The sequence below is a fragment of the Leptospira bourretii genome, assembly GCF_004770145.1.
Lineage (GTDB): Bacteria > Spirochaetota > Leptospiria > Leptospirales > Leptospiraceae > Leptospira_A > Leptospira_A bourretii.
Genome location: NZ_RQFW01000024.1, coordinates 20,752 through 45,059 on the forward strand (window position 1 = coordinate 20,752; position 24,308 = coordinate 45,059).

19 protein-coding genes are annotated in these 24,308 nt (G+C 39.0%); 7 read left to right on the forward strand and 12 right to left on the reverse strand.

Annotation, left to right across the window (positions count from 1 at the left end; all coding sequences use genetic code 11):
- Positions 1–42 precede the first annotated feature (42 nt).
- The 3 genes from EHQ47_RS18565 to EHQ47_RS18575 form a co-directional block, all read right to left on the reverse strand.
- Positions 43–1,758, reverse strand: a complete 1,716-nt coding sequence (locus tag EHQ47_RS18565) for a methyl-accepting chemotaxis protein (RefSeq protein WP_244290411.1) — start codon at positions 1,756–1,758, stop codon at positions 43–45.
- A 269-nt stretch (positions 1,759–2,027) separates the two neighbouring features.
- Complete coding sequence (locus tag EHQ47_RS18570; RefSeq protein ID WP_135747091.1) at positions 2,028–2,669, reverse strand: hypothetical protein; 642 nt, start codon at positions 2,667–2,669, stop codon at positions 2,028–2,030.
- A 79-nt stretch (positions 2,670–2,748) separates the two neighbouring features.
- Positions 2,749–2,970 carry a hypothetical protein gene (locus EHQ47_RS18575; RefSeq protein ID WP_135747090.1) on the reverse strand — a complete coding sequence of 74 codons (222 nt, stop codon included), beginning with the start codon at positions 2,968–2,970 and terminating at the stop codon, positions 2,749–2,751.
- Between the two features lie 339 nt (positions 2,971–3,309).
- On the opposite strand from EHQ47_RS18575, the gene EHQ47_RS18580 reads away from it, so the two are divergent.
- Positions 3,310–7,179, forward strand: coding sequence for a hypothetical protein (locus EHQ47_RS18580; protein ID WP_135777801.1), 3,870 nt, complete (start codon positions 3,310–3,312; stop codon positions 7,177–7,179).
- 139 nt (positions 7,180–7,318) lie between these two features.
- A complete protein-coding gene (locus tag EHQ47_RS18585; protein ID WP_135748259.1) occupies positions 7,319–7,825 on the forward strand; it encodes a hypothetical protein in 507 nt (168 codons plus the stop codon).
- A 130-nt stretch (positions 7,826–7,955) separates the two neighbouring features.
- On the opposite strand, the gene EHQ47_RS19880 is transcribed toward EHQ47_RS18585, so the two are convergent.
- Both EHQ47_RS19880 and EHQ47_RS18595 read right to left on the reverse strand, forming a co-directional pair.
- Positions 7,956–8,318, reverse strand: coding sequence for a hypothetical protein (locus EHQ47_RS19880; RefSeq protein ID WP_244290412.1), 363 nt, complete (start codon positions 8,316–8,318; stop codon positions 7,956–7,958).
- A gap of 320 nt (positions 8,319–8,638) precedes the next feature.
- The gene (locus tag EHQ47_RS18595; protein ID WP_135748258.1) at positions 8,639–9,172 is read right to left on the reverse strand and encodes a gamma carbonic anhydrase family protein; all 534 of its coding nucleotides are present in this window, start codon (positions 9,170–9,172) and stop codon (positions 8,639–8,641) included.
- Between the two features lie 157 nt (positions 9,173–9,329).
- On the opposite strand from EHQ47_RS18595, the gene odhB reads away from it, so the two are divergent.
- From odhB to EHQ47_RS18610, 3 genes are read left to right on the forward strand one after another with little or no spacing between them, the layout of a single operon-like run.
- Positions 9,330–10,559: a 2-oxoglutarate dehydrogenase complex dihydrolipoyllysine-residue succinyltransferase gene (gene odhB / locus EHQ47_RS18600; RefSeq protein WP_135748257.1), complete on the forward strand. Its 1,230-nt coding sequence runs from the start codon at positions 9,330–9,332 to the stop codon at positions 10,557–10,559.
- A gap of 7 nt (positions 10,560–10,566) precedes the next feature.
- Complete coding sequence (lpdA, locus tag EHQ47_RS18605) at positions 10,567–11,973, forward strand: dihydrolipoyl dehydrogenase (RefSeq protein ID WP_135777803.1); 1,407 nt, start codon at positions 10,567–10,569, stop codon at positions 11,971–11,973.
- Between the two features lie 34 nt (positions 11,974–12,007).
- Complete coding sequence (locus tag EHQ47_RS18610; RefSeq protein WP_135777805.1) at positions 12,008–14,776, forward strand: 2-oxoglutarate dehydrogenase E1 component; 2,769 nt, start codon at positions 12,008–12,010, stop codon at positions 14,774–14,776.
- A gap of 82 nt (positions 14,777–14,858) precedes the next feature.
- Here the strand turns inward: EHQ47_RS18610 and EHQ47_RS18615 are convergent, their stop codons facing one another.
- The 7 genes from EHQ47_RS18615 to EHQ47_RS18645 all read right to left on the reverse strand — a co-directional run bounded on the left by EHQ47_RS18615 (position 14,859) and on the right by EHQ47_RS18645 (position 20,623).
- Positions 14,859–15,638: a hypothetical protein gene (locus EHQ47_RS18615; RefSeq protein WP_208727467.1), complete on the reverse strand. Its 780-nt coding sequence runs from the start codon at positions 15,636–15,638 to the stop codon at positions 14,859–14,861.
- Positions 15,638–16,759, reverse strand: coding sequence for a DegT/DnrJ/EryC1/StrS aminotransferase family protein (locus EHQ47_RS18620; RefSeq protein WP_135777806.1), 1,122 nt, complete (start codon positions 16,757–16,759; stop codon positions 15,638–15,640). The genes EHQ47_RS18615 and EHQ47_RS18620 overlap by 1 nt, the downstream gene beginning before the upstream one ends.
- Before the next feature lie 13 nt (positions 16,760–16,772).
- Positions 16,773–17,198, reverse strand: a complete 426-nt coding sequence (locus tag EHQ47_RS18625; protein ID WP_135692619.1) for a hypothetical protein — start codon at positions 17,196–17,198, stop codon at positions 16,773–16,775.
- The gene (locus EHQ47_RS18630) at positions 17,195–18,139 is read right to left on the reverse strand and encodes a PdxA family dehydrogenase (RefSeq protein ID WP_135777808.1); all 945 of its coding nucleotides are present in this window, start codon (positions 18,137–18,139) and stop codon (positions 17,195–17,197) included. The genes EHQ47_RS18625 and EHQ47_RS18630 overlap by 4 nt, the downstream gene beginning before the upstream one ends.
- Positions 18,140–18,580, reverse strand: coding sequence for a bactofilin family protein (locus EHQ47_RS18635; protein WP_002973191.1), 441 nt, complete (start codon positions 18,578–18,580; stop codon positions 18,140–18,142).
- A gap of 68 nt (positions 18,581–18,648) precedes the next feature.
- On the reverse strand, positions 18,649–19,422 hold the full coding sequence (locus EHQ47_RS18640) for a hypothetical protein (protein WP_004785268.1): 774 nt from the start codon (positions 19,420–19,422) through the stop codon (positions 18,649–18,651).
- Position 19,423: 1 nt separating this feature from the next.
- Complete coding sequence (locus EHQ47_RS18645) at positions 19,424–20,623, reverse strand: LBF_1011 family protein (protein WP_135777810.1); 1,200 nt, start codon at positions 20,621–20,623, stop codon at positions 19,424–19,426.
- Positions 20,624–20,671: 48 nt separating this feature from the next.
- On the opposite strand from EHQ47_RS18645, the gene EHQ47_RS18650 reads away from it, so the two are divergent.
- Both EHQ47_RS18650 and EHQ47_RS18655 read left to right on the forward strand, forming a co-directional pair.
- The gene (locus tag EHQ47_RS18650) at positions 20,672–22,939 is read left to right on the forward strand and encodes a lytic transglycosylase domain-containing protein (RefSeq protein ID WP_135777811.1); all 2,268 of its coding nucleotides are present in this window, start codon (positions 20,672–20,674) and stop codon (positions 22,937–22,939) included.
- Between the two features lie 68 nt (positions 22,940–23,007).
- Positions 23,008–24,297, forward strand: a complete 1,290-nt coding sequence (locus EHQ47_RS18655; protein ID WP_004786311.1) for a citrate synthase — start codon at positions 23,008–23,010, stop codon at positions 24,295–24,297.
- The last annotated feature ends 11 nt before the right edge of the window (positions 24,298–24,308 follow it).

Consider the following 24,308-nt stretch of genomic DNA (forward strand, 5'->3'; position numbering starts at 1 on the left):
GATTTCAGATTTAAAAAAAATATAATCTGGATCTAAAATCTTTCAAGATGTTATTTCCATCCTTTCTGTACTACCCGTATGGTAATGTTCGACTAAATCCATAATTTTTTTAGGTTCCGAGACCACAAGAGAACTCTTTTCTTGTAAGGTTTCTGATTTATACGCAATGACCTGAGCCTGCTCTGATAACCCAAGCAGAATACTAGAAATTTGTTTGGAAGCAAGATTTGCCTCTAATACAGATTGGTCAATTTGATTGACTTGGTCTTCGACAGACTCTAATTTTACCTTCACTCGGTTTGATTCTTGAAGGTCATGGTATAAAGATGCAGCTACTTTATTTAAAATTGATTTCATTTCATAAAACAAATCGGATACTGAAAAAATTTCCGAGGAAGCATCTTTCACCTTTGTCGAAGTTTCTTGGATCACAGACAATGTCTCATCTACATAGGTTTTAATTTCTTCAGCTGACACTGCAATTTGTTCATTCAAACTCATCATTTCTTTTGCTACGATCGCAAATCCTGCACCTACATGTCCGGCCCTTGCTGCCTCAATAGAGGCATTTAATGAAAGTAAGTTGGTTCTATCCGCAATCTCAGTGATCATAGAAACTATATTTAAAATTTTACTAGAAACTTTTTTAATAGCATCAATTCCTTCCAAAGAATCCGATATTTTTTGTTTTCCTAAATCGGCTTTTTCTGTCGACCTAACCGACAATTCATCCAATCCTCTTAATGCATTCTGTGTTCCGTTTAAATTTTGGTTCACAGCATTCATATAATCTCTCATGTCAGACATGATCACCGAATGATTGGCAGTGATTTGTTTGATATTGGTGAGAGCAGAGGTCAGTTCTTCCATACAGGCAGCTGCTTCTTCACTTCCAGAAGCCATGGAATGGGTGGAAGTAAAAAAGTGATTGGTAAGATCAGTTAATTCTTCGGAAATTCGAATGGAAACATGAGTTGCTCTTTGGATTTGGGAAACAATACCCCAAAGGTTAATGCTCATACTCTTCATAGAAAGTAACATAATTTTGACTTCATCCCTACTATCGTTATGAAAATGATCTGGGTATTGGAACCTACCAGATGAAACGGAAATGACGGATTCCGTTGCTTTTTGTAGTTTTTTATTTTTTTGAGACAATAAATAGATAAAGCTGAAAGCAATCACTGTTTGTAACAAAAACAAAGTGGCACATAACAATGGTTTATCTGAGTATAAAAAACAAAATAAACCTAAAAATGGAAGGCAACCCGCAATTACAAAAAAAACGTCTAAATATTTAACGGTTCTAAGGTTTTTTGCAACTTTTCCTTTTTTCCCAAAAGAAAATTTTTGTTTCCCCATTTTTTTGTATAACTCTTCATAATACTTCTTTTTATCATCAGCCAATTTTTTCCGAACCGAAACATAACCGATGACCTTTCTTTCTTCGTTTAAGATAGGAGTGATTGTGGCATCAACCCAATAGTAATTCCCTGATTTCGCTCTATTTTTAACTGCTCCAGTCCAAGGAAGTCCTACCTTAATATAGTCCCACAGTTCTTGGAACACAATTTTTGGCATGTCAGGATGCCGAACAATATTATGTGGTTTCCCGATCATTTCTTCAACAGTATATTCGGAAATTCTTGCGAAGTCAGGCGACACATATGTAATCAATCCTTTTGCATCGGTGCGAGAGATGATGACATCTGATTCGGTAAGAACATTTTCAACTAAATTTATTTTTGCATTTTTCAATTGTTTTCTCCCATCCTTCTCAACTAACATATCGTAAACTAGAAAGATGGGAAATTGAATCAACTAGGTTGTCCATTTTTTATGGACAAACCACGTTGATATTTGTCAATAAGGCATAGGGGAATCTACGAACTTCCCCAAGTGAAAGAGTGGTTCATTTTTTTGCTAAAATCAGGAATGAACTAGAGGTAAAATTTCACCAACTAACCATTAAATGTGCAAAGCATTGATCAACTAACAAAACAACAGATTACGCCAAGAAAACTTTCCTATAATTCAATCATTTCCCGACTAAGAAATTGTAATTTTTCCAATAACTCTGGATTCTCTTTGCAATCATTTGCAAAATCCGTCTCAAATGCATCTACGAGCAAACGAATGGAGGCACTTGAAGTGTTAAATTCAATACCGCCATCAAAGGAATTAGAAAAAACAGGAAGCACAAGATAAAACGGAATCGTTAACCAAGAGTTGATCCTTCTTCCTTTGATTGGGTATGTATAATCGCGGATTAGTTTTTTATCATCTCTGTTGGAAAGGGTAAAGGTTACCCAAGAATGTGATTCTTCCAAGGAAGGAAAAATCCCGAGTGTCAATAGAAAAAGAATTGTAGAGATCCCGGCGCCGTTCACTCCCGAAGAGGATGTATATGTTAAATCTATTTTGGTGGTTTGGCTTAACTTGAATAATTGTGATTTTGATAATTCATATTCAAGAGCGGATGAATTATACAAATTTGGTTTTCCTGCTTCAACTTTTCGAACAAGATTAAAACGAAGTTTCCCTTGTTGTAGAATTTCATAGGCTTCTGAATTTTTTGTTCCATGGTTTGCAATGGAAAAATAGTGTAAATTACAGGAAAAGCTGAAAGATAAGGCAAATACCAAGGTAAGCTGGAATAATCGTTTCATAACCTAAAGTATATTTTGGAATTCCGCTTAAGGCAAGGCAAGCGGATTTCCTTTGTTGGATGATATCAATCCAAACGAATCAACTAGAATACAAAGCACCCACACAAGTCCCACAGATATCGGAATCGGCATTCGCTGATTTGGCTACGGCCACTCTGATTTTTTTTAAATCTAACCTTTGGGAAGATTTTTCCATCGTATGTTTGGAAGGATCAAAACCACAGGGGAAGGATTTTATTCCTCCCTTTTCTACTTGGATATGCGCTAATTCTACATTTTCAAAACGAATGAGTGTGTACAAACTTTAACCTCTTGTGCAACAAGAATCATATTTGAATCCAAAGGAACTATTACAAACAAAAAAGTTTGGCAAAAACTTTATATTTTTGTCTCTTTGTGACCCATATCCAACTAGGACTGAAACCAAAACCTCAAAATAAAAAACCACATAATGGCTATTAGTGTGTTTTAGACCTATAACTATAATAAAAAAAAAGATCAAACCCATACAAAAAATCGAATATAATCGTTTACTTTATTAGGTGGGGAGGTCGACTATTTTAATAAACAGAGACAAGGAAAATACTTTAGGTAAACCTTCTCCCATTTCTTTATAATTAACTACATTTTGATTAATCAAATGAAACTGCCACTTTCATACAAAGCACAAGAAAAATTAAAATCTCTAAGCGAAAGATTTAGCTACTTGACGCATAATCCGCACTTCACTTCTGCCGGCTACGTTGACAAAAGGATAAAATCCGAAAATCTTCAATATAACCTTTCACTGATTATTTCTCATATAATAATCAAACTCAATATTCCCAACAAAAGCGTTGGTGTCTTTAAAAAAATCATAACAGAATACAATGAATCTGAGGGTAAAAATTTAACTCTTGAAGATTTTGAAAAAGTTGGTTGGATCAGGATTATTTACGGGGAGGTAGTAATTCCTCAATCAATAAACAGCCTTTTCTGGAGAATAGACAATTCATCAAAAAAAGGTGAGTCAATAAATATCCCAATAGAAAAGACAGATTTAGTTAATTGCTTACGAATTTATTACAAAGCCAACTTAGAAGGAGAAAGATTCATTATTTCGAAATCAGATCTCGACTTTATCATAAACAGATACTCGCCAAAGAATGTCACGATAGCAATGTTAGAGGAAAGAGGAATAATCGCAATTGACAAGAAAAATAATTCATATTACTGGCAAGTCAAAAATGATTACGCTAAAAGCTTAAACCATGAGATAGCCTCCACACTTTGGCTGTTAATTGGTGGAGAAAATGCAACGAGTAAAGAATTTTCAATATATGCAAATTTAATTCGAGTAACTGAAATTTGGATTGATAGCTTTGAATCTTATTTAGACAGACAAAACATCGACAAAATTGCCGAACTGGCTGAAAACTATTTATATTCCGAGGTTGATTTATTAAACTCTGATCAAGAATTCAAAAAAATATACTTAGATACATTTTCCCATAATAGTAATTTCGAAGATACGATTCCCAATATTGAAATTAACAATAACAATACTTTTGAATTCATAAAAAACATTAAGACTCAAAATGTAAGATTTCAAGAATTCTTTGGACACCAAAATGCACGTGAATTTTATTATTTAATATTAAGAATTATAATAAACAGTAATTCCAAGAAATTACAAATTTTCCAAAAATTCATAAAAGACATAACGAGACCTTTCATAGTATGGACATTGTATGAAGATATTCCTAGATTTTTTCCTTTTGCTATCCCGTATCTTTTGGATGATACAGAATTAATTCCAGTCGCATTTAGCTTAATTGATGAAATACGCATTAATACAGGTCTTTTAATTGAACAAGCAGACTCCAGAAAAAGAGATGAAGAACGTCTAGATTTATTAAACCAACTATGGTTAGAATTGTTTGATTTTATATTAGAACTTTTCTCCTCCGTCCATTCAGAAGACCAATTAAAAGGCGAAGCGATTGCAGAAGTATTAATCCCACTGGTTCAGAAAGTATTCAAACCTAATGCAGGTAATCAACATTACATAATTTCTCATAATGCATTAAAAAGACGTTATGATGAGGCGTTAAAAATACTAAGCAATAAAAGGATTCAACAATCGAACATTTATCTAAACCCTACGATTAGCCCCAAAATAATAAGTTCTATATTACCCTCTCTATCGGATTACATTAAACTTGAATTAGGATTAACATTTCAGTCGCAAATTAGATTCATTAACCTAAACTCCTCCATACTCCATTTATCAATAGAAGTTTTAAGACTCCTTAACTCGCGATTCGAAGAAGGTGAATTGAATGAAAAAAATAAACAATTACTTATAAAAGCCAAAACAGACTTAGTTTTTTCACTAAAAGATCATATAACGGAGTTTCATTTTCAAAACGAAATCAATACTAGCGGTAACGAAGAAAATATAAATAAAAGAAAATACAGAACAAATCTAACTGGGTTTGGTATAGAAATCATAGATTGGGGATATTTATTTTCCCATTTTGCCAAATTGAACCTTTTAGATGCATTTCATAGTAACTTCATAAAAAATATAAATTTTGATATCATGACCAACAAATATAGCGAACAAAACAAGGAGCAATCAGAAAAAATTAGACTCTATTTAAAAGCAATGATAGTGGGCTTCATTTCAATCGGCCAAAAGAAAACTATATATGAAACTGAAGACCTACCGGCAAGCAATACTCTTATTCAGATTGAAAAATGGATAAAAGAATTATCCCTGCAATATTCATTAGATGATTTGTCTAACAAAAGGGTAGATGTTTTTAAAGAAATAAATACTGGCTTTGGATATGATATTTATTTTCAACGTTTAACCATTCTTCTTTATAAAAGTATCAATTATTTCACAATTGAAAATTCAAATGACTTCATTATTGAATTTTTTGCTTCAAGTAACGACATCGGAAGAATGCTGGCTGCCATCAATATACTCGACTCAAAAGAACAACAGAACATAATATCTCAAAGAATTTCTTCAGTAAATTTGGATATTTTTCTGGAAGAAGTTTTTACGACAACTGAACTTCAATACGTTTCCATTGAAGCTGCTAATTCCGAAAATCATTGGGAACTAGCGAAACCAATGATAGAGAGAATCCAAAACCATTATAAAAGGGTTAATCACCCTGACGAAAATAGAGACCTCATCCTATTTGAAATCAACTTGTTATTAGCTTTTAAAGAGAGGGATTTCAACAAACTTAATAGCATCGAAATTACCCAAAAACAATACATCGATAAGGAAACTTTCAAAAAAAAGGATAAAATAAAGCAATACTATACGGCTTTATTTATATTATACAATGATAAAAACTATGAGGAGGCAATCAAATTATTCAAATCACTTCTATCAAAAGACATAAAGAATACCAACTTAGCATATCATTTATATAGAGCAGAGACCCTCAAGGCAATAAGTGTCATGAATACCGAATTTTTGATTGAAGCAAATCAAAATTGGGAAAATTTCATTAACTTTCTTTCTGATAATGAAAAAATTGGACTATCTGAATTATCCGAGTTAGTAGCAATCAATAGCCTGCACTATTTGGCCGCTACTAAAAATACGAGAGCCTTCGACCAGACGATAAACAGGCTTTCAAAAAAATCCATATATGAATTAGAAATCATACCAACTGTATATAACTTTTACATTGGGAGGAATTTACATGAATTAGCTTATGACTATATTCAAGATGCAAATGAATTTCTTTTGCAAAACAGAATGGAAATAACATCTAACATCAAAGATTTGTTTTCAAACTCTGGAAATGATCATTTATTTAATAAGTTCAAAATTAGCCTTGAAAGAATTAGGAACCTCCATCCGTCAAAAATTCCAAACATTTCACCAGACATAATAAACGGCAAAAAAAACTTAAGCGACTTTATCCTAAATGAAATTATCCAGTGTTTAAAAATAGTTCAGGAAAAAAAAGAGGCCTTAAGACAAATCACTCATGAAAATAGATTCAATGACTTTCTACAAGCGATCTTAAGATTTCGCTTTCCTTTTTGGGGATGGACAATTACTGACCAGTCAAGACTCGGTACATCTAGCGGTGGTGCAGATGCAGGAAATGCTGATTTAGTTATTCAATCTGGCGGTGGAGAGAATTTCGCTTTGATTGAAGCCTTTATTTTAAGAGACAAAAACTACACGGAAACGCATATTTTAAAGTGCCCAAAATACATTTCCAATATAAAGAGATATTATATTTTAGTTTATTTTTTAGGCGAATCTATTTCTCTTGGGGGTAAATGGAACCAATACAAAACGGATGTTACATCAATCACTTACCCTAATAATTTTGCCATTAATCCGATAGTAGGGATTACCGATTTGGATAAGGAATTTGAAGATGCGGTAAATATTAAAATTGGAAAATCTATCCACGGAGAAAATATTGAGATGTTCCACATTATGATTAATATACAAACAGGACCGCCCCCCAAGCAAACTTAACATTCTCTCTATTGCAATTTACAAAAATTGTTTTAAGGATTAAGAACTTAGCTATCAAGTTTGTATTGACTTTTTGCCAATACAAACTTCAAATCAAACGTTAGGTGAATATTTTTATGACAAACCAAGGAAATATATAATGAAGATTCGTTTGCTGTTCGTGTTTACTTTATTTTCACTAACATCCATTAGCTGTTTTTATGGGGTTGCAAGAATCGGATCTACGGAATGGGTAGACGAGTCTTTCGAAATCACAGAAGAACGAAAAAAATTTAAAAATGCTACTGACTTTCGTAACCCACCTGTTTATTCCAAAGCAGATATCATTGCCAAATGGGGAGAACCATCTAAGTCAGGAAATGATGTGGTTTGTGATTATATCGCGTACCGGGATGGATTCGAATGGACTATCATTGGCGCCATGGTTTGGATCATACCCATCCCTCTTTTGATTCTGCCTACCGGTTTCGATTATATAAGAATCTACTTCAAAGAGGAAAAAAGTGTGGGACTCACAAAAGCCCACTATGCAGAAACGCATGCCCTTGGTTATGGTTGTGGTGATAACTCCTGTGGTTTCATTCGAGGACAAACTTCCGATTATAGGTCTCGAAGGAGGAAACCAACGGTTTGTATGGTGGAGTGACAACTCAATACAATAAAATGTATCTGTTAACTCTACAATTCAATCATATCACGACCGAGGGATAACATTTTTTCTAAGCAAAGAGGGTTTTCTTTACAATCGTTTGCAAAATCAGTTTCGAAGGTATCCACTAACAGGCGTTTGAGATAGTGTCATTACTTCCTCCATCAAATGATTTAGAAACAATCGGCAATACAATGTAAAATGGAATCGTTAACCAGGAGATGATCCTTCTTCCTCGGATTGGGTAGGTATAATCTCGGATGGTTTTTTTATTTTCTTTGTCGTAAATGGTAAAGGTGACAGTGGAGTGGGATTCTTCAAAAGAGGGAAATATACCCAACGTGATTAGGAATAGAACTACCGAAATTCCAGCGTGATTGTATCCTGTTGTTGTAGTGTATGTTAAATCCATTTTGGATGTTCTACTTAAACCAAATAATTTTGATTTTGCCAATTCATACTCTACAACTGATGAATTGTATAAATTCATTTTCCCACCTTCCTCGGAACGAATCAGACTGAACCTGATCATTCCTTGCATCAAAACATCATTTGTCTAAACACTAGGTAGTTTTTTTTTCGCTAATGAAAAATCTTGTAGATTACAAGAGAGAATGAATGTGAAAATAAAAAATCGGATTAATTTTAAGAATAATTTCATGGTTCCAGATGTTTTGTCACTACACATAACCTATTGCAAGCGGATTTCAAATTTACAATGAGAATTGATAGACTCCCACCGCACAAGGGGTAGTAGCGGAAATCCTTTCGCACGCGAAAGATTGGAGCGGATGACCCGGTCCCTTTCCGTTAGGAAAGGGATGTGCCCCCAATTCCTTCCGCCCGGTAGTTTTCTTTATACTTGGCATAGTTGTTTGCTGTGCGGGTGATGATTTCTCGGTCTTTGTCTGTGATGTCTCGGATGATTTTGGCGGGGCTTCCCATGATGAGAACCCCTGGTGGAATTTTTTTTCCTGGTGGAACGAGGGATCCTGCGCCCACAAACGACCATTCTCCAATCTCCACATCGTCCATAAGCATAGCCCCCATCCCCACAAAACTATGGTCTTTTAAAACACAACCGTGGATGGTCGCATGGTGGCCAATGGATACATAATCCCCAATGGTGACAGGAAAGAGATCTCTTGCCACATGTACGAGAGTCATGTCTTGAATGTTCACATGTTTGCCAATGGTGATGGTATTTACGTCACCACGAAGTACACATTGGAACCAAATGGACGACTCTTCACCAATGGATACTTTTCCCATTATGTCAGCAGAAGGTGCCACCCAGGCCGTTGAGTGGATGGAAGGTGTATGGCCTTGAAAAGAACGAATCATAGTTCTAAGCACAGGCGAACAGGCACAAACTCAAGGCCTTTTCGTTTTTTCCGCTTGCGTTTTTACCTTCCGACAAGTTACCGTAGTCTTAGATTCAAATGGGATCTCACTCCTCAAAAACGCTATTTTTCTCTAAAAACCTGCTAAGGAACATTTCATGGCAATAGATATCAAAGTCCCCGAGATGGGGGAATCCGTAACCGAAGCTACCATCAGTGCTTGGACCAAAAAAGAAGGCGATGCCGTAAAAGTAGACGAAGTGCTCGCTATTTTAGAAACAGACAAAGTCTCATTAGAGATTCCTGCTCCCACTTCCGGGGTTTTGAAATCCATCACCAAAAAGGTGGGGGATGTGGTTCATGTGCGTGATATCATGGGCATCATTGAAGAAGGTGCTGTGGCTTCGGCTCCTGCTAGTTCCGGTGCCCCAACTCCGAAAGCAGAAGTTGTTAGTGCCCAACCTAACACGGGCAAAGTGAACGAAGAACTCCCTCCTGCGGCCCGCAAACTCATCGAAGAAAATAAGTTAGATGTTTCCAAAATCACTGGAACCGGTCGCAACGGACAAATCACAAAAGAAGATGTAATTCTTTTTATGGAAAAAGGTGGCGCAAGTGCATCGTCTGCTCCTAAAGCAGCGGCAAGTCCTGAGATTCCAAGAGCGGTAGTTGTTTCGGCAAATGCTGGACCTAGAGAAACTGTGGTGCCGATGACGAAACTCCGCCAAACGATTGCAAATAGGCTCGTGAGTGCGCAACATACCGCAGCCATCCTCACCACTTTCAACGAAGTGGATATGTCTCCGATTATGGAACTTCGTAATAAATACAAAGACAAGTTCAAAGAAACTCACGGTGTGGGTCTTGGGTTCATGTCTCTTTTTACAAAGGCAGCCGTGGCAGCATTAAAAGCCTATCCTGCGATCAATGCAGAGATTCGCGGAACAGACATCGTCTACAAAAACTTCTATGATATCGGAGTGGCAGTGGGTGGACCGAAAGGACTTGTGGTTCCGATTGTGCGTAATGCCGACCTACTGAGTTTTGCGGGTGTGGAACAAGAGATCGCAAGGCTTGCCGGCAAAGTGAAAGATGGAAAAATTTCTTTGGAAGATATGGAAGGCGGAACTTTCTCTATCTCCAACGGTGGTGTGTATGGATCGATGATGTCGACTCCCATCCTCAACCCTCCACAATCGGGAATTCTCGGAATGCACAATATCGTCAAGCGCGCGGTAGTTGTGAACGATCAAATTGTGATTCGTCCTATGATGTATCTGGCTCTTTCTTATGACCACAGAATCGTGGATGGAAAAGAAGCGGTTCAGTTCCTTGTGAAAATCAAAGAAATGGTAGAGGACCCAACAAGACTCCTCTTTGAGGTATAAGGATTTTATGGAACAATACGATATCATTGTCATTGGTGCAGGTCCTGGTGGGTATGTGGCGGCCGTTCGTGCTGCCCAACTTGGTAAAAAAGTAGCCATCATTGAAAAAAGAAAAACTCTCGGGGGGACTTGTCTCAACGTGGGTTGTATTCCTTCCAAAGCCCTTCTCGATTCTTCTGAAGAATATCACAAAACCAAACACAAATTAGCGGATCACGGAATCTCTGTGAAAGATGTCAAAATCGACATCGCTAAAATGATGGCTCGCAAAGACAAAGTTGTTACGGAAGTGACATCAGGTGTCGATTACCTGATGAAAAAAAACAAAATCACTCGTTATTTGGGCCACGCCAGTTTTGTTTCGAAAACAGAAATTTCCATCACTTCCGAAGATGGAAAAAAAGAATCCATTTCTGGAACGAACATCATCATTGCCACTGGATCGACTCCGATTGAAATTCCTCCCCTTCCTGTGGATGGAAAAAATATTGTTACCTCTGACCACGCCATTGCTCTAGACTCCGTTCCCGAACACCTCATCATAGTCGGTGCTGGAGTGATCGGACTCGAACTCGGATCGGTATGGTTACGACTCGGTGCCAAAGTCACTGTGGTAGAACTCATGCCACGCCTTTTTGGAACTGCTGACCAAGCCATTGCCAGTCTAGCGGAACGATTGTTAACCCAACAAGGAATCAACTTTCTCTTTGAAACCAAAGTGCACGGTGCTAAGGTCAAAGGCAAAAAAGTAGAAGTCGAAATCGAAGGCAAAGACGGTAAAAAAACCATTCTCGAAGGAGACAAGGTTCTTGTTTCTATTGGCCGCCGTCCGAACACAGATGGACTCGGTGCCAAAGAAATTGGGATCGAAATGACAGACCGTGGTCGCATCAAAGTGGAACTCAATAAATTCCAAACCAATATTCCGAATATCTATGCGATCGGAGACGTGGTCGATGGCCCTATGCTTGCTCACAAAGCAGAAGACGAAGGGATTGCCGTTGCCGAACTCATTTGTGGAAAGTATGGCCATGTGAATTACAAAGCCATTCCTTGGATTGTTTACACTTGGCCAGAAGTGGCTTGGGTGGGCCTCGGCGAAGAAGAACTAAAAGCCAAAGGTATCGAATACAAAGTGGGTAAGTATATGTTCAAACCCAATGCTCGTGCCAAAGCCATGAATGAAACCGATGGACAAGTAAAAGTCCTCGCTGACAAAAAAACGGATAAACTCCTAGGAGTGTATATCGTAGGGCCTAGAGCATCCGACATGATTGCCGAAGCTGCGATTGCTTTTGAATTTGGTGCCAGTGCGGAAGACATTGCTCGTTCCACACATGCCCACCCGACTCTTTCCGAAGTCCTTCGGGAAGCGGCGATGGATGCTGATGCAAAATGGTCCATCCATTCGTAATTTAACTGTTGTTTTGTTGTTTTAGGGAGAGTATATGACAACCGACCAGATGATGAGTTTATACGGCGATAACGTCGTATTATTGGAAGAGTATTACAAACAATTCAAAGAAGATCCGCAGAGTTTATCAAAAGACTGGATCGACTTTTTTGGAGAACTAGAAAGATCATCCGTTTCCGGCAACGGATCCAATGGAAATGGATTTGGTGGAAATGGATATGTGAACTATGCATCCACCGAACACAGAAAAGATTCTTCACTCAGCGACTTCGGGATCATCAACCTGCTCAATGCCTATAGAAGACAGGGGCACTTAGCTGCAAACCTAGACCCACTGGGAATCAACAAACCCAACCGCGAATTCATTGACCTGAAAGTCAAAGCCTTAAAACAAAGTGACTTAGACACAGAAGTAGATTCTGGAATTGCCAACCTTGGAAAAGCCAAACTAAAAGATGTGATCGATTGGTTTGAAAAAACCTACTGTGGTTCGATTGGTTGTGAACACTACTACCTCGTCAATGATGAGGAACGTGAGTGGTTACAAAACCGAATGGAACCACTCGCCAACAGCGAACCCATTAACAAAAAGACCGCCTTACGTTTGTTTGAAAAACTTTACCAAGCCGATAGTTTTGAAAACTTCCTCGCCAAAAAATTCGTAGGGAAAAAACGTTTTTCTCTCGAAGGTGGGGAAACTATGATCCCGATGCTTGATACCCTAGTGGAAGAAGCCGGTGGTCATAAAATGGATGCCCTTGTGATTGGTATGGCACATAGGGGACGTTTGAATGTTCTTGTGAACATCATCCGAAAACCAGCAGGTCTTATCTTTGCTGAGTTCGAAGAAAAACTAAACCCAGGCCAACTCGGTTATGCAGACGTAAAATACCATCTTGGGTATTCGAACAATGTCATGACCCATTATGGAAAAGAAGTCAAACTCTCTCTTGCCTTCAACCCTTCTCACTTAGAGGCCGTAGACCCAGTGATTTTTGGATCGGTCCGTGCTCGCCAAGAAATGGCAAAAGATATAGACCGATCTAAATTTATGCCAGTCGCCATCCACGGGGATGCTGCCTTTGCTGGACAAGGAGTGGTAGCAGAAACTCTCAACATGATGAACCTAGATGGTTATACAGTTGGGGGAACTTTCCATATTGTGATCAATAACCAAATTGGATTTACCACTCTCCCTAGCGAATCTAGATCTACTTTGTATGCCACTGACCTTGCCAAAGGATTCCAAGTTCCTATTTTCCATGTGAATGGAGATGACCCGGAAGCCACTTACCGAGTCACAAAACTTGCGTTAGAATACCGTCAAAAATTCAAAAAAGATGTGATCATCGATTTAATCTGCTACAGAAGGCTTGGACATAACGAAACTGACGAACCAACTTTCACTCAACCTCAGATGTATGACATCATCAAAAAACATCCCAAAACCATCAAAATTTATGAAGAGAAATTATTGCAACGTGGGGACATCACTCAAGAGGAAATCCAGTTTATTAAAGATGGAATTGCCCAAGGTCTCGAAGATTCTTTCCAACAAGCAAAAGAAAAAGACACTCGCATCACTGTAGATACACTGGGTGGGGTTTGGTCTAGATACACAAAAGAACCTTTGGATTCCGATGTTCATACCCAACTCCTCCAACAACAATTAGGTGGAATTGTCAAAGCAGTCACAACACTTCCCGAAGGTTATACAGCCAATCCAAAACACATTAAAGTTTTGGAAGACCGTAAAAAAATGGGAGCTGGGGAATTGCCAATTGATTGGGGATTTGCAGAATCACTTTCCTTTGGTTCCATTTTGGAAAACGGATTTCCGATTCGACTAGGTGGACAAGATGCACAGAGAGGAACATTCTCTCACAGACATGCCACTCTGTCAGACATCGTAAATGGGAAAAAACTCACTCTCCTTAACCATATCAGCGACAAACAAGCAAAGATAGAAATAGTAAACTCTTCTCTTTCTGAATATTCCTGCCTTGGATTTGAATATGGGTATTCCCTTGCGGATCCGAATAGCCTTGTGATGTGGGAAGCGCAGTTTGGAGACTTTGCAAACAACGCACAGGTAATCTTTGACCAATTCATTTCGAGCTCCGAAATCAAATGGCAAAGGATGTCGGGTCTTGTTTGTTTACTGCCACACGGGTATGAAGGCCAAGGTCCAGAACACTCTTCGGCAAGGCTCGAAAGGTTCTTACAACTTTGTGCTCTTGATAATATCCAAGTGGCAAACCTAACCACACCGGCTCAGTATTTCCATATCCTACGTCGTCAGATCCTCCAAAGTTTTAGAAAGCCACTCATCATCATGACACCGAAGTCACTGCTTCGTCTGAAAGATGCTGCCTCTAGTTTGGAAGACATCACAACAGGAGCGTTCAGAAAGATCCTTCCAGATCCAGTGGCAAAACCGGAAAAAGTAGAGAAGTTACTTTTCTGTTCTGGAAAGGTTTACTATGACTTACGCAAAGCCATTGATGCCCAAAAATTGGAAAACGTGGCAGTGGTTCGGATTGAACAACTTTACCCGTTTCCAGAGAACCATATCAAACAAATGATCACCAGTTACGGAAAACTGAAAAAATTTGTATGGGTACAGGAAGAACCGAAAAACCAAGGTGCTTGGTTCTTTGTTCGGGATCGGATTGAAGCCGTAATGCCAGAAAACAAACGTTTGCATTACGCAGGTCGATCCGAGTTCCCAAGCCCTGCTTGTGGTCACGTGGTCACTCACTTAAAAGAACAAGAAGATTTAGTAAAGGATGCTTTGTCTTAAAAACTAAAAAAAGACAAACATCTAACAACAATCGATGATTGAGTCACAATGGCCTTGGGAGAAATCTCAAGGCTTTTTTATTTTATGGATTGGGATTTGTTGGTGTGACCAATGCTTCCAAGGATCCACTTAAGATTCCTTTGGAAGAACTCGCATCATAATCAAAAATATGAAGTTTGATCTCAGGTTCCGGGAGTTTTCTTCTTTTATTGATCTGTTTTTCTGGATTCTTTCCTAAAACTAAAGTAAGGTGGTTCTTTGCCGAATTGTATACGAGTTTTCGGAAATGAAATCCATCTGGAAGGACCGTTTGCAAACCACTGGTCTCTGGATCAAAAAGATAAACCAATTTATGATCCTTATAATTCAAAACCCCATCCAAATTACTATCTTCTGTGACAGCAAGGATGATGATTTTTTTCTCCAAAGAAAGAACATCTTCTTTGGGATCATCGATTGTGTTTGAAACCGTTTTTTTGGCAAAGTCTCCCACAAAAAAATCCCAAATGTAAACATCATGAGGAAAAAGTTTTTGGACTTTCCCATCTTTTAAGTTGATGGAGTATAAATTTCTAGCGTGTGATAAAATCCCATCGGGACCAAACCCACCAGATTCTGTCACAAGTCCATGTGGGTAAATGAAGTATTGTTTCCAATAAATCTTCCCGTTCCCGTCTTCTAAATCTAAACTATCAGAGGGTTCAGGAGTATTATCTTTATTGTCTTTTTCCTTAGACTCGGGAGTTTCTACTGTCACTTCATACCCATCATCATAGAGGCGCCAACTTTTAGATAAACTAAAAGTTAACACCGCAAGGATGAGTAGGAAAAATAGAAAAACTCCGACTCTAAACTTTTCCATTATTTGGTCGCGTTATAGGCCTTTATCGCACTAAACACTTCATCCAATTCAGAATCTGTCATATAAGCAAAAAGTGGAAAGTTAAGAACGGATTTAGAAATCCTACGAGCATTTCCATCCTTACCAAATCTTTCGACGAGGTATGGTTTGGCGCCTGGTTGGTCAGACATGGCACCTGGATAAATATTTCCAAATCCAATCCCTTTGTCTTTGAGAACAGCTTCGATTTTGGGACGAACTTCAGGGTCCACCAAAGTCACGTTACAGTATCCATTTTCCTCGTAATCTTTAGGGGCCTTAATGACACCAATCCCAAGACCTGGTAATTCTTTGTAGTATATGTTTTGTGATTTTTTACGAGAATCAATTCTTGCTTGTAAATGTTTTAAAGATAAGTTTAAAAAAGCAGCTTGTAAGGAATCAAGTCTTGAGTTCCAACCCACAAGTCCATGTTCGTAATGCGAAGTGCGTCCGTGGTTGACAAGCCTGCGTGTGACGATAGATAATTCTTCATCGTTTGTAAATACCGCACCACCATCACCGGCAGCACCTAACACCTTTGCAGGATAAAAGGATGTTGTGGAAATGAGAGCGTCTTTGTATAAGGACTTTCCATTGTGTCTGACGCCAAAACATTGTGCTCCGTCTTCAATGAGAGCCACGTTTTTCTCTTTGCAGAACTTTCGAAGGTCTTCAATATTTGCAGTTCCCCAGCCGTATAAATGAACCACAAGAGCCGCTTTTGGTTTTACCTTTTCGACAGCTTCCTTAAATACTTGGAAGTCCATTTGTAAGTCAATAGGATTGGTATCCACTGTATAAGGATCACCACCCACATTCACCACAGCTTCAAAGGTCGCCCAGAAAGTAGAGTCGGGTAACAACACTTTGTCGCCACGACCTACTCCCACAGCACGCAGTGCCAATTGTAAAGCATCAGTTCCATTGGCACAACCAATGGCATACTTTGTCTCTGCCCAAGTTGCAAGATTTGTTTCCAAATCGGTCACTTCGTTTCCACCGATAAACTGTGCGTTTACTGACATGGACTTTACTTTTTCATTCCAGGTGTCTAAAAATCCTGGTTCAAATCGTTTGATATCTATAAATGGAACTGCCATTTTTATGCCCTTTTTATTTACTTATTGTGAAAACTTGATGAAGCCAACCATTGAACTCTTTGGAATACATAGTCCAAAGAAAAAATAAAGCCCAATACAGAACCGTCCCATAGGCAAGTGCGGGGATCAAGGTTTTACTTAAATTATTGGATGCGGAATAATAAATGCGAATGAGAACAAGGGGCCATAAAAAGAATAAAAATACATAGATAGAATTTCCCATGGCCGAAATCCAAATGAGGACCTCCGCTTTCGGGTTTTCCTTCCAACGAGCCACCCCTTCCCAAAATTCAGGAAAAAATTGGACCAAATAAAAACAAAACACGAGGAAGAAAAAAAACTTCCAATGGGATTCCAAATCTCTCCGGAACAGAGTGAGAAGGAGACCCACAAACCAAATAAAAAGAACCGGAAAGGCAAGGACTTCCAATAGTGTCATGGCTTTGTTTTTGTATTCTCCGTGAGTCGTTCTAAACAGGAGATGAGTCCTGTGGGATCACTTAAACCCTTACCTGCAATGTCAAAGGCCGTTCCGTGGTCAGGGGACACACGGATAAAATCCAGTCCTAAGGTTATGTTGACTCCCTTTTTCCCTTCAAGCAATTTAAATGGAATGAGTCCTTGGTCGTGGTAACCTGCCAAATACAAATCGTACGGCTTAGCACCTGGTAAAAAGGCGGAATCGGCGGAAAGTGGTCCCTCGACGGAGAACTTTGCTTTTCGGAGTACTTTGGCACCTACGCCAAGTAAGGTCGATTCCTCATCCCCAATTTTTCCCCCTTCACCGGCATGGGGGTTAAGGCCCAAATAGGCAATCTTTGGATTTTTTAAAAACTGTGAACGGGAGAGAGCTTTGGCTAATTCCTTCCAAGAAAACTTTTTTAATTCTTTTACCACATCTTTCAATGGGACATGGGTGGTTAAGGGAATGACATTGAGTTTTTCCCCACTCATCATCATAAAGGTAGGTCGTTTATAATACTCGGCCAGAGTTTCTGTATGCCCCCGAAATCCTTTGATCCCCGCTTTCTGAACCCACTCTTTGGAAAGAGGCAAAGTGATGAGGTCAGCTCCGAGTTCTTTTTGTACATCCATTGCAGCTAACAAAGAATCATAGGCCATCTGGCCGGATGTTTTGGAAGGTTTTCCGAGAACAAAAGAACGAGATTTTTGAGAACCAAACCAAGAAAGGGAATAAAACCCTGGTTCCACACTGGGTTTGGAGAGGTTGGGGAGAGAGGGAACATGGATGTTGTGAGGTCCACGCACCAGATAGATGCGGTGGTGTTTCCCTAAGGATTGCAACAGAGGGAAGGCGGAAACCAGAAGTTCATAGTTGATACTGGTCGGATCGCCTTCCGAAATCAGAATGGTTTTCAATTATTCTTTTGCGTTTGGTTGTTTCCCAAAAATCTTCTCTACACTTAAGGAATCTTTTGAGTATTCCAATTCAATTAGGTCTTTGGCACTGTGTTTGAGGTCGTTGGAAATCATACAACGTCCTTCCAAAATCACCCCGTTTTGGATGATCAGCTCAGGAGTTTTGATATCTCCGAGAATTTTGGAGGTAGGAAGGAGCATCACACGGTTTCTAGCAGTGACGTTTCCAACAACAATTCCCTCTACGATGACACTGGCAGCAGTGATGTTGGTTTTGACCTTTCCGGTAACACCAATGTAGAGGTGTTCGGCTTGGAGGGATTTTCCCTCGAATTTACCGTCAATTTTTAAGGAACCATTGATGAAGAATTTACCGTTGAAGTAAGAATTCTCACCAATCGTTGAATTGGTAACTTCGGTCTGATTTTTGACTAATGCCATGCTGTTACGAGTCCGTGAATGTGATTTTTCACAGTGTCCTTGTTCCCCCCGGGAATGAAAAGGTTTTTTTACCCTCGAAAGGACGGGAGTCGAATCAAATCACATGCTTCTTCCGCAAATTCTTGAAATTCGCGAAGCCCTTCCATGATGGAACGACCTTCCAAAACCGTGGCCTTTTCAAACCTTGGATTGAATTTGATCGGTTCTTCCATGTTCATAATTACATTTACCCCATCTTTGATGTCTTTATTCACGGCGGTGAGGAAATCTCGAAATTTACCCAAAGTTTCAAAAGACTCAGCAATAAAAATTCGGGATTGTTTGTTTTTCATCCGAGAAAGCTGTTCACGAAACTCTTGTTTGTCGGCAGCAGCATATTCTTCTACCGTTTCCACAAGGATTTTCATGTTCCTACGTAAGTTCTCCATATATTTGAGAACAGAATCCCTTTCTGTGGCATGGGAATAATCAAATTTAATATGACCATCTCCAAGGATTGGGATGTATTCCAAATCCATAATATTCACAAGTGTTCCAATCTGATTGATTTCGCTATCATTTGAATTGGGGGTGATTTTCATTACAGGATACTGAGAAATGACTTTGTGTTTGAGGTTTTCCGGGTTTTCCTCTCTGGTTTTTGCATTTCTCATCGTCTGCTCTAAGTTATCTGGAATACCTTCAGGAGAAACTTCTTGCATACGCCGTCTATAACGTTCAATGTCAAAGGCAACTCGTTCCTTTTGCAGATCATTTTTTGCGTTTCTTTCAATTTTCTCCAAATTTCTTAGCATTTTCTGCAATTTGGAGAGTTCCATAATCTGTTCTTGTGAAAGAGGCATTTTATTCCCAACCTTCCGGAATGTTTGTTGATTCGCCAGATGCCACTAACGTTCGTTCAATGGATTTCGAAAGCACCTCTTCCCCATTGACTTTCAAAACCCTCCAATACAAATTGAGAGCCATAGGTAAATATTTAAGTCTTCCGGCTTTTTTATAATATTCCAAAAAACTTTGGTTTTCTTTTTTTACAAAACTAATAAAAGCCAACTGTAAATTGATAAAGTATGAATAAGGTCTTTTCCATAATTCATTTTTTAATTCTTCCTCGAACTTTTCTTTTTCGTTACGAAACCTTACGACTGTTTCCACAAAGGGATCCATTTGGTGTGTGAGTTCATAACCGAATCCATCTCCGTAGGTCCAATCACCTCGAAGAATTGTTTCCAGATCCTGCCTGTATAAAACAAAAGTGTTTTCTGGAAAATATCGTTTGGCGTAACGCAAAGCAGGAAAGGCAGGAATTTTTCCAAGTGAAACAGAACGGAATTTTTGTTGTTCCCAGTCTTCCCATTCTGCATAAAATCCTATGAGAAATTTCCAAAACCGGAATGTTTCTTCTCCGGTAAACCATCCTGTTTCGATCGCATGAAACAGAACTCCTGAAATTTGCCAATGGGAATCAAATACAACTGCATCGGTAAGTGTTTTAAAATTGATAGAATCTCTATTTCCTTTTTCATACTCGACTAACATATGTAAAATGGAGTTTTCATACGGGAACTCAGAACTTTCCCAACCAAGTAAATGCAGAAACCTACGATTGTTATCCGATTGGCCAAAAAAATGTTTGGTTTTCAAAACCCAATTGCGAAACTCGAGGACATTTCCCAAATACAAAAACCCAAATCCAATCAGCTCCCAGTCCTCCCTTTCCATTTCTTCAAACTCACGTTTTTGGCAAAGTTCCCAGATTTGTTCCAAAGTTTCTTTAGGAAAAGCAGAGGGAGAGACAAGTTGCGGGTCCCGGAAGCGAAAGGTGAGCTCATTTTCTCCCAGAACGGAACAAAGGCTGAACCCCCCAGAAAAATCGGTCGATAAATAGAAGAGATAGTTTGCAAAACGAGACTGATTGCCCGAAAAAAAGGCACGAAGGACTGGCCAAAGTTCATTCAGGTTGGCCTTTTTTGGAATCGGAGGCCCAGGATGGAATTCAATCCGGTATTCCGGCCATTGCAGTTTGTATTCTGTTTGTAAGCTCATAAGGAGAGGAACCTTCCCTCTCTAAATTCGTAATCATAGGAAGTATGCATGAGGCATTTTTGGTTAGCAAGTAGAATTCTTCTCTTTTTCACAACATCCCTATTTGCGGACACTGACCTTCAATATTTAATCAAATCTCATCAGTGGGGGCAAATCGAAAGTCACTTTCGAAATACAAACCCATCCCGTGAAAGTGAAGTTTATAGTTTAATTGAATTCCATGAAAAAGCACCTAACGGAGACAAGGAGAAACGGTTTCGGTATTTGATTTCTCTTGTGCGCGGCGTTTTTGTCACAGAATCTTCGGAAGAAGAAGTCAGAAAAATCCTGACACAAACGATGCCCTTCCAAACCACCCTTTTTAAACTTAGTTACTGGAAGTTGTACACAGAAATCACACAAAGAAATTATCTCACACCTGTCGAAAGAATCCAATTTTTGAATCGATTGAATATGGAAGAAGATCCGATTTGCCGCAGGCTTCTGGATGAACTCGTCCGTCTTCTTGCCGCTAATAACCAATGGAAGGAAATTTTAGATAAAATTAATTCCATCCAAGAATCGCACAAACGATATCTTCTGACAGGGGATACACAATATCGGTATGGAAAAGCAAAACTTATATTAGGTGATGAAAAGGCAGCCGTTGAAGAATGGTTGAATTGTCTACAAAGAGAAGGACTTTCTGACTCTACTGTGCAGATGATTGCTGCGGACTGGTCCAAATACAAAGGATCGGGAAGTATTTTACAACTGGCTCCATCAGAATTCTCCCTTCTATTACCAGCAATCAACCATAATGACAAAGAAGCCGTGTTTCGCACAAGGCCAGAACTCTTTTCCACAAGACTTGCTTATTACGAAGGGTTCAAACACATTACTTCTGTTTTAACCAAAACCGGAAAAATCAATGAACTTTTTAGAGTTTTACGTGCAAACAAAACCTTTGTGGACATGGATTCCTCTTGGATTGTTAGTTTAGCGGATATTTTATACCAACAAAATAAATTCCAAAATGCGATTGAACTTTTAAAAACATTTCCCGGAAAAGATGCAGGATACTATAGAGTGCTTGCAGCCACTTACGACAGATTAGGTGATCGTGAACTGTATTTTGAAAATTTAGTTTTATATTTAGGGAAATATCCTTTTAATCTTTTTTATCAGGACCGTCTCATTGAATATCTTGTAGATCGCAAAGGTGAAAAATCTAATTTTGCTCCACTGGCAAAATTTGAAAGAGCCCTTGCTGAAATTCCGAATCTCCCCGTCAAAGGCCGGCTTGTGTATTGGTACTTACGATCCCTCAAAGAAAGTGGTGAGATGGAGAAGTTAAAAAAAGAACTGAAACGTTATTATGCGCTTTGCCCCGGATCTTATTATACACGAGTGATCCGAGAAGAATTTTTATCCATCATCAAAGAAGGAAACAAACCGGACAATCCAACTTACAACAAAGAATATTTATTTGAATATCTATCTTATACGGCAGGAATCCCCGAAGAATCGTATGCCATCCTTGGTAGAAACTTAGGATTTGTTTACCCCAAAGATTCTTATGAATTAGGAAATAAACTAGGTGGAATGAGCTCACGAATCCAAGGGCATAAACTTTTGAACCTTGCCAAAGAATACTTCCGCGTCGGAGAAGATAGTTTGGGTTTAAGTCTCGTTAATTTTCATGTCAAACGAGAGAACCTTTCCGAAGAAGAAAAAGATGAAATTTTGGTGGGGATTGGAGACTTAACATATAACACATATTATACTGCATTTCACACGAGGTCTCTTCTCAAAAGACATTTGATCCCAGATGACCCCATTTTAATCCCCACTTCCCTTTCCGTCCGCATGTATCCAAGGCCACACCAAAACATTGTCTCTCGTTACGCCCAGGAAAATGATATCTCCGAAGACAAGGTATATGCTTTGATGCGACAAGAATCCTTTTTTAAAGAAACTGCGACCTCAAGATCCAATGCACGGGGTCTCATGCAAATTATGCCGGCGACAGGAAAGGAACTCGCCTCACGTATGGGAATCACTTCCTACTCCCTCTATGAGCCAGAAACCTCTATCCGTTTGGGGACAAAATTTTTAGCCTATCTTTTGAAATCCAACGACAACGAATTGAAATGGGCATCAATCGCTTACAACGGAGGTCCGGGCAATTTACGGAAGTGGAAGAAGTCCGTTTATACCGGTGATTTTAACCATTTTTTGGAAGACCTTCCTTACAAAGAGTCGAGAGATTACTGTCGCATCGTGGTTTCAAATTTCTACGCCTATGACATTATGAAAAAATACCACAAGTTGTAAAAAATGACTTTTCCCCACCCTTTCCCCTGTCTATCCTTTGAAATAGACAGAGATATACAGGAGAAGATATGTCCGAAAAGGCAATTCTGAAAGTGGATGGGAAAGAGTTCGAACTTCCGATTTTAGTGGGAAGCGAAGACGAGAAGGCAATTGATATTACTAAACTCCGCCAATTGTCAGGTTATGTTACGATTGATTCCGGTTATTTGAATACAGGTGCTTGCACCAGTGAGATTACCTTTCTCGATGGAGAACAAGGAATCTTGCGTTACCGTGGAATTCCCATTGATGATTTGGCCGCTAAATCTACGTTTACTGAAGTAGCATATTTACTCATTTACGGCAAACTTCCAAACGACGCACAACTCAAAGAGTGGAATACTTCCATCACCAACCATACAATGATCCATGAGGATCTCAAGCGCCTGTTCAACGGATTTCCAAAAGATGGACACCCGATGGCAATCATGTCTTGTATGATGGGTTGTTTGTCTACTTACTACCAAGATAGTTATGATCCAATGAATGAGGAACATAGAGAAATCTCCATCATTCGACTACTTGCAAAGTTTCCAACCATTGCAGCATATGCTTACAAAAAATCCATCGGCCAACCGATCATCCATCCTCTCAATGAATTGGATTATGCATCCAATTTTATGAACATGATGTTTGCGGTTCCTGCGGAAGATTACCATATCGATCCAGAAATTGTTTCTGCACTAAACTTACTTCTCATTCTGCATGCAGACCATGAACAGAACTGTTCAACGTCTACCGTGCGTTTGGTGGGGTCTTCCCTCGCAAACCTATATGGTGCGATTTCTGCAGGAATTCTTGCACTTTGGGGACCACGTCATGGTGGTGCTAACCAAGAAGTTTTGGAAATGTTAGAAGGAATTAAAAAGAGCGGGCTTTCTGTGAAAAAAATCGTAGAACAAGCCAAAGACAAAAATTCCAGTTTCCGATTGAATGGATTTGGTCACCGTGTTTATAAAAACTTTGACCCTCGTGCCAAAATCATCAAAGTAGCTTGTGATAAAGTTCTCAACAAACTAGGTATCAAAGACCCACTCCTTGACATTGCAAAAGAATTGGAAGAAGCGGCTCTCAATGATCCATACTTTGTAGAAAGAAAACTCTATCCAAACGTAGACTTCTACTCTGGAATCATCTACCGTGCGTTAGGAATTCCTACCAATATGTTTACAGTCATGTTTGCTATGGGTAGACTTCCAGGTTGGATTGCTCAGTGGAAAGAGATGATAGAAGATCCAAGTTTAAAGATTGGCCGACCACGCCAAATTTACACTGGTCCAAAAGAAATTTCTTACGAAGCAGCAAAAAAACAGGCTTAAAGCCGATTTGA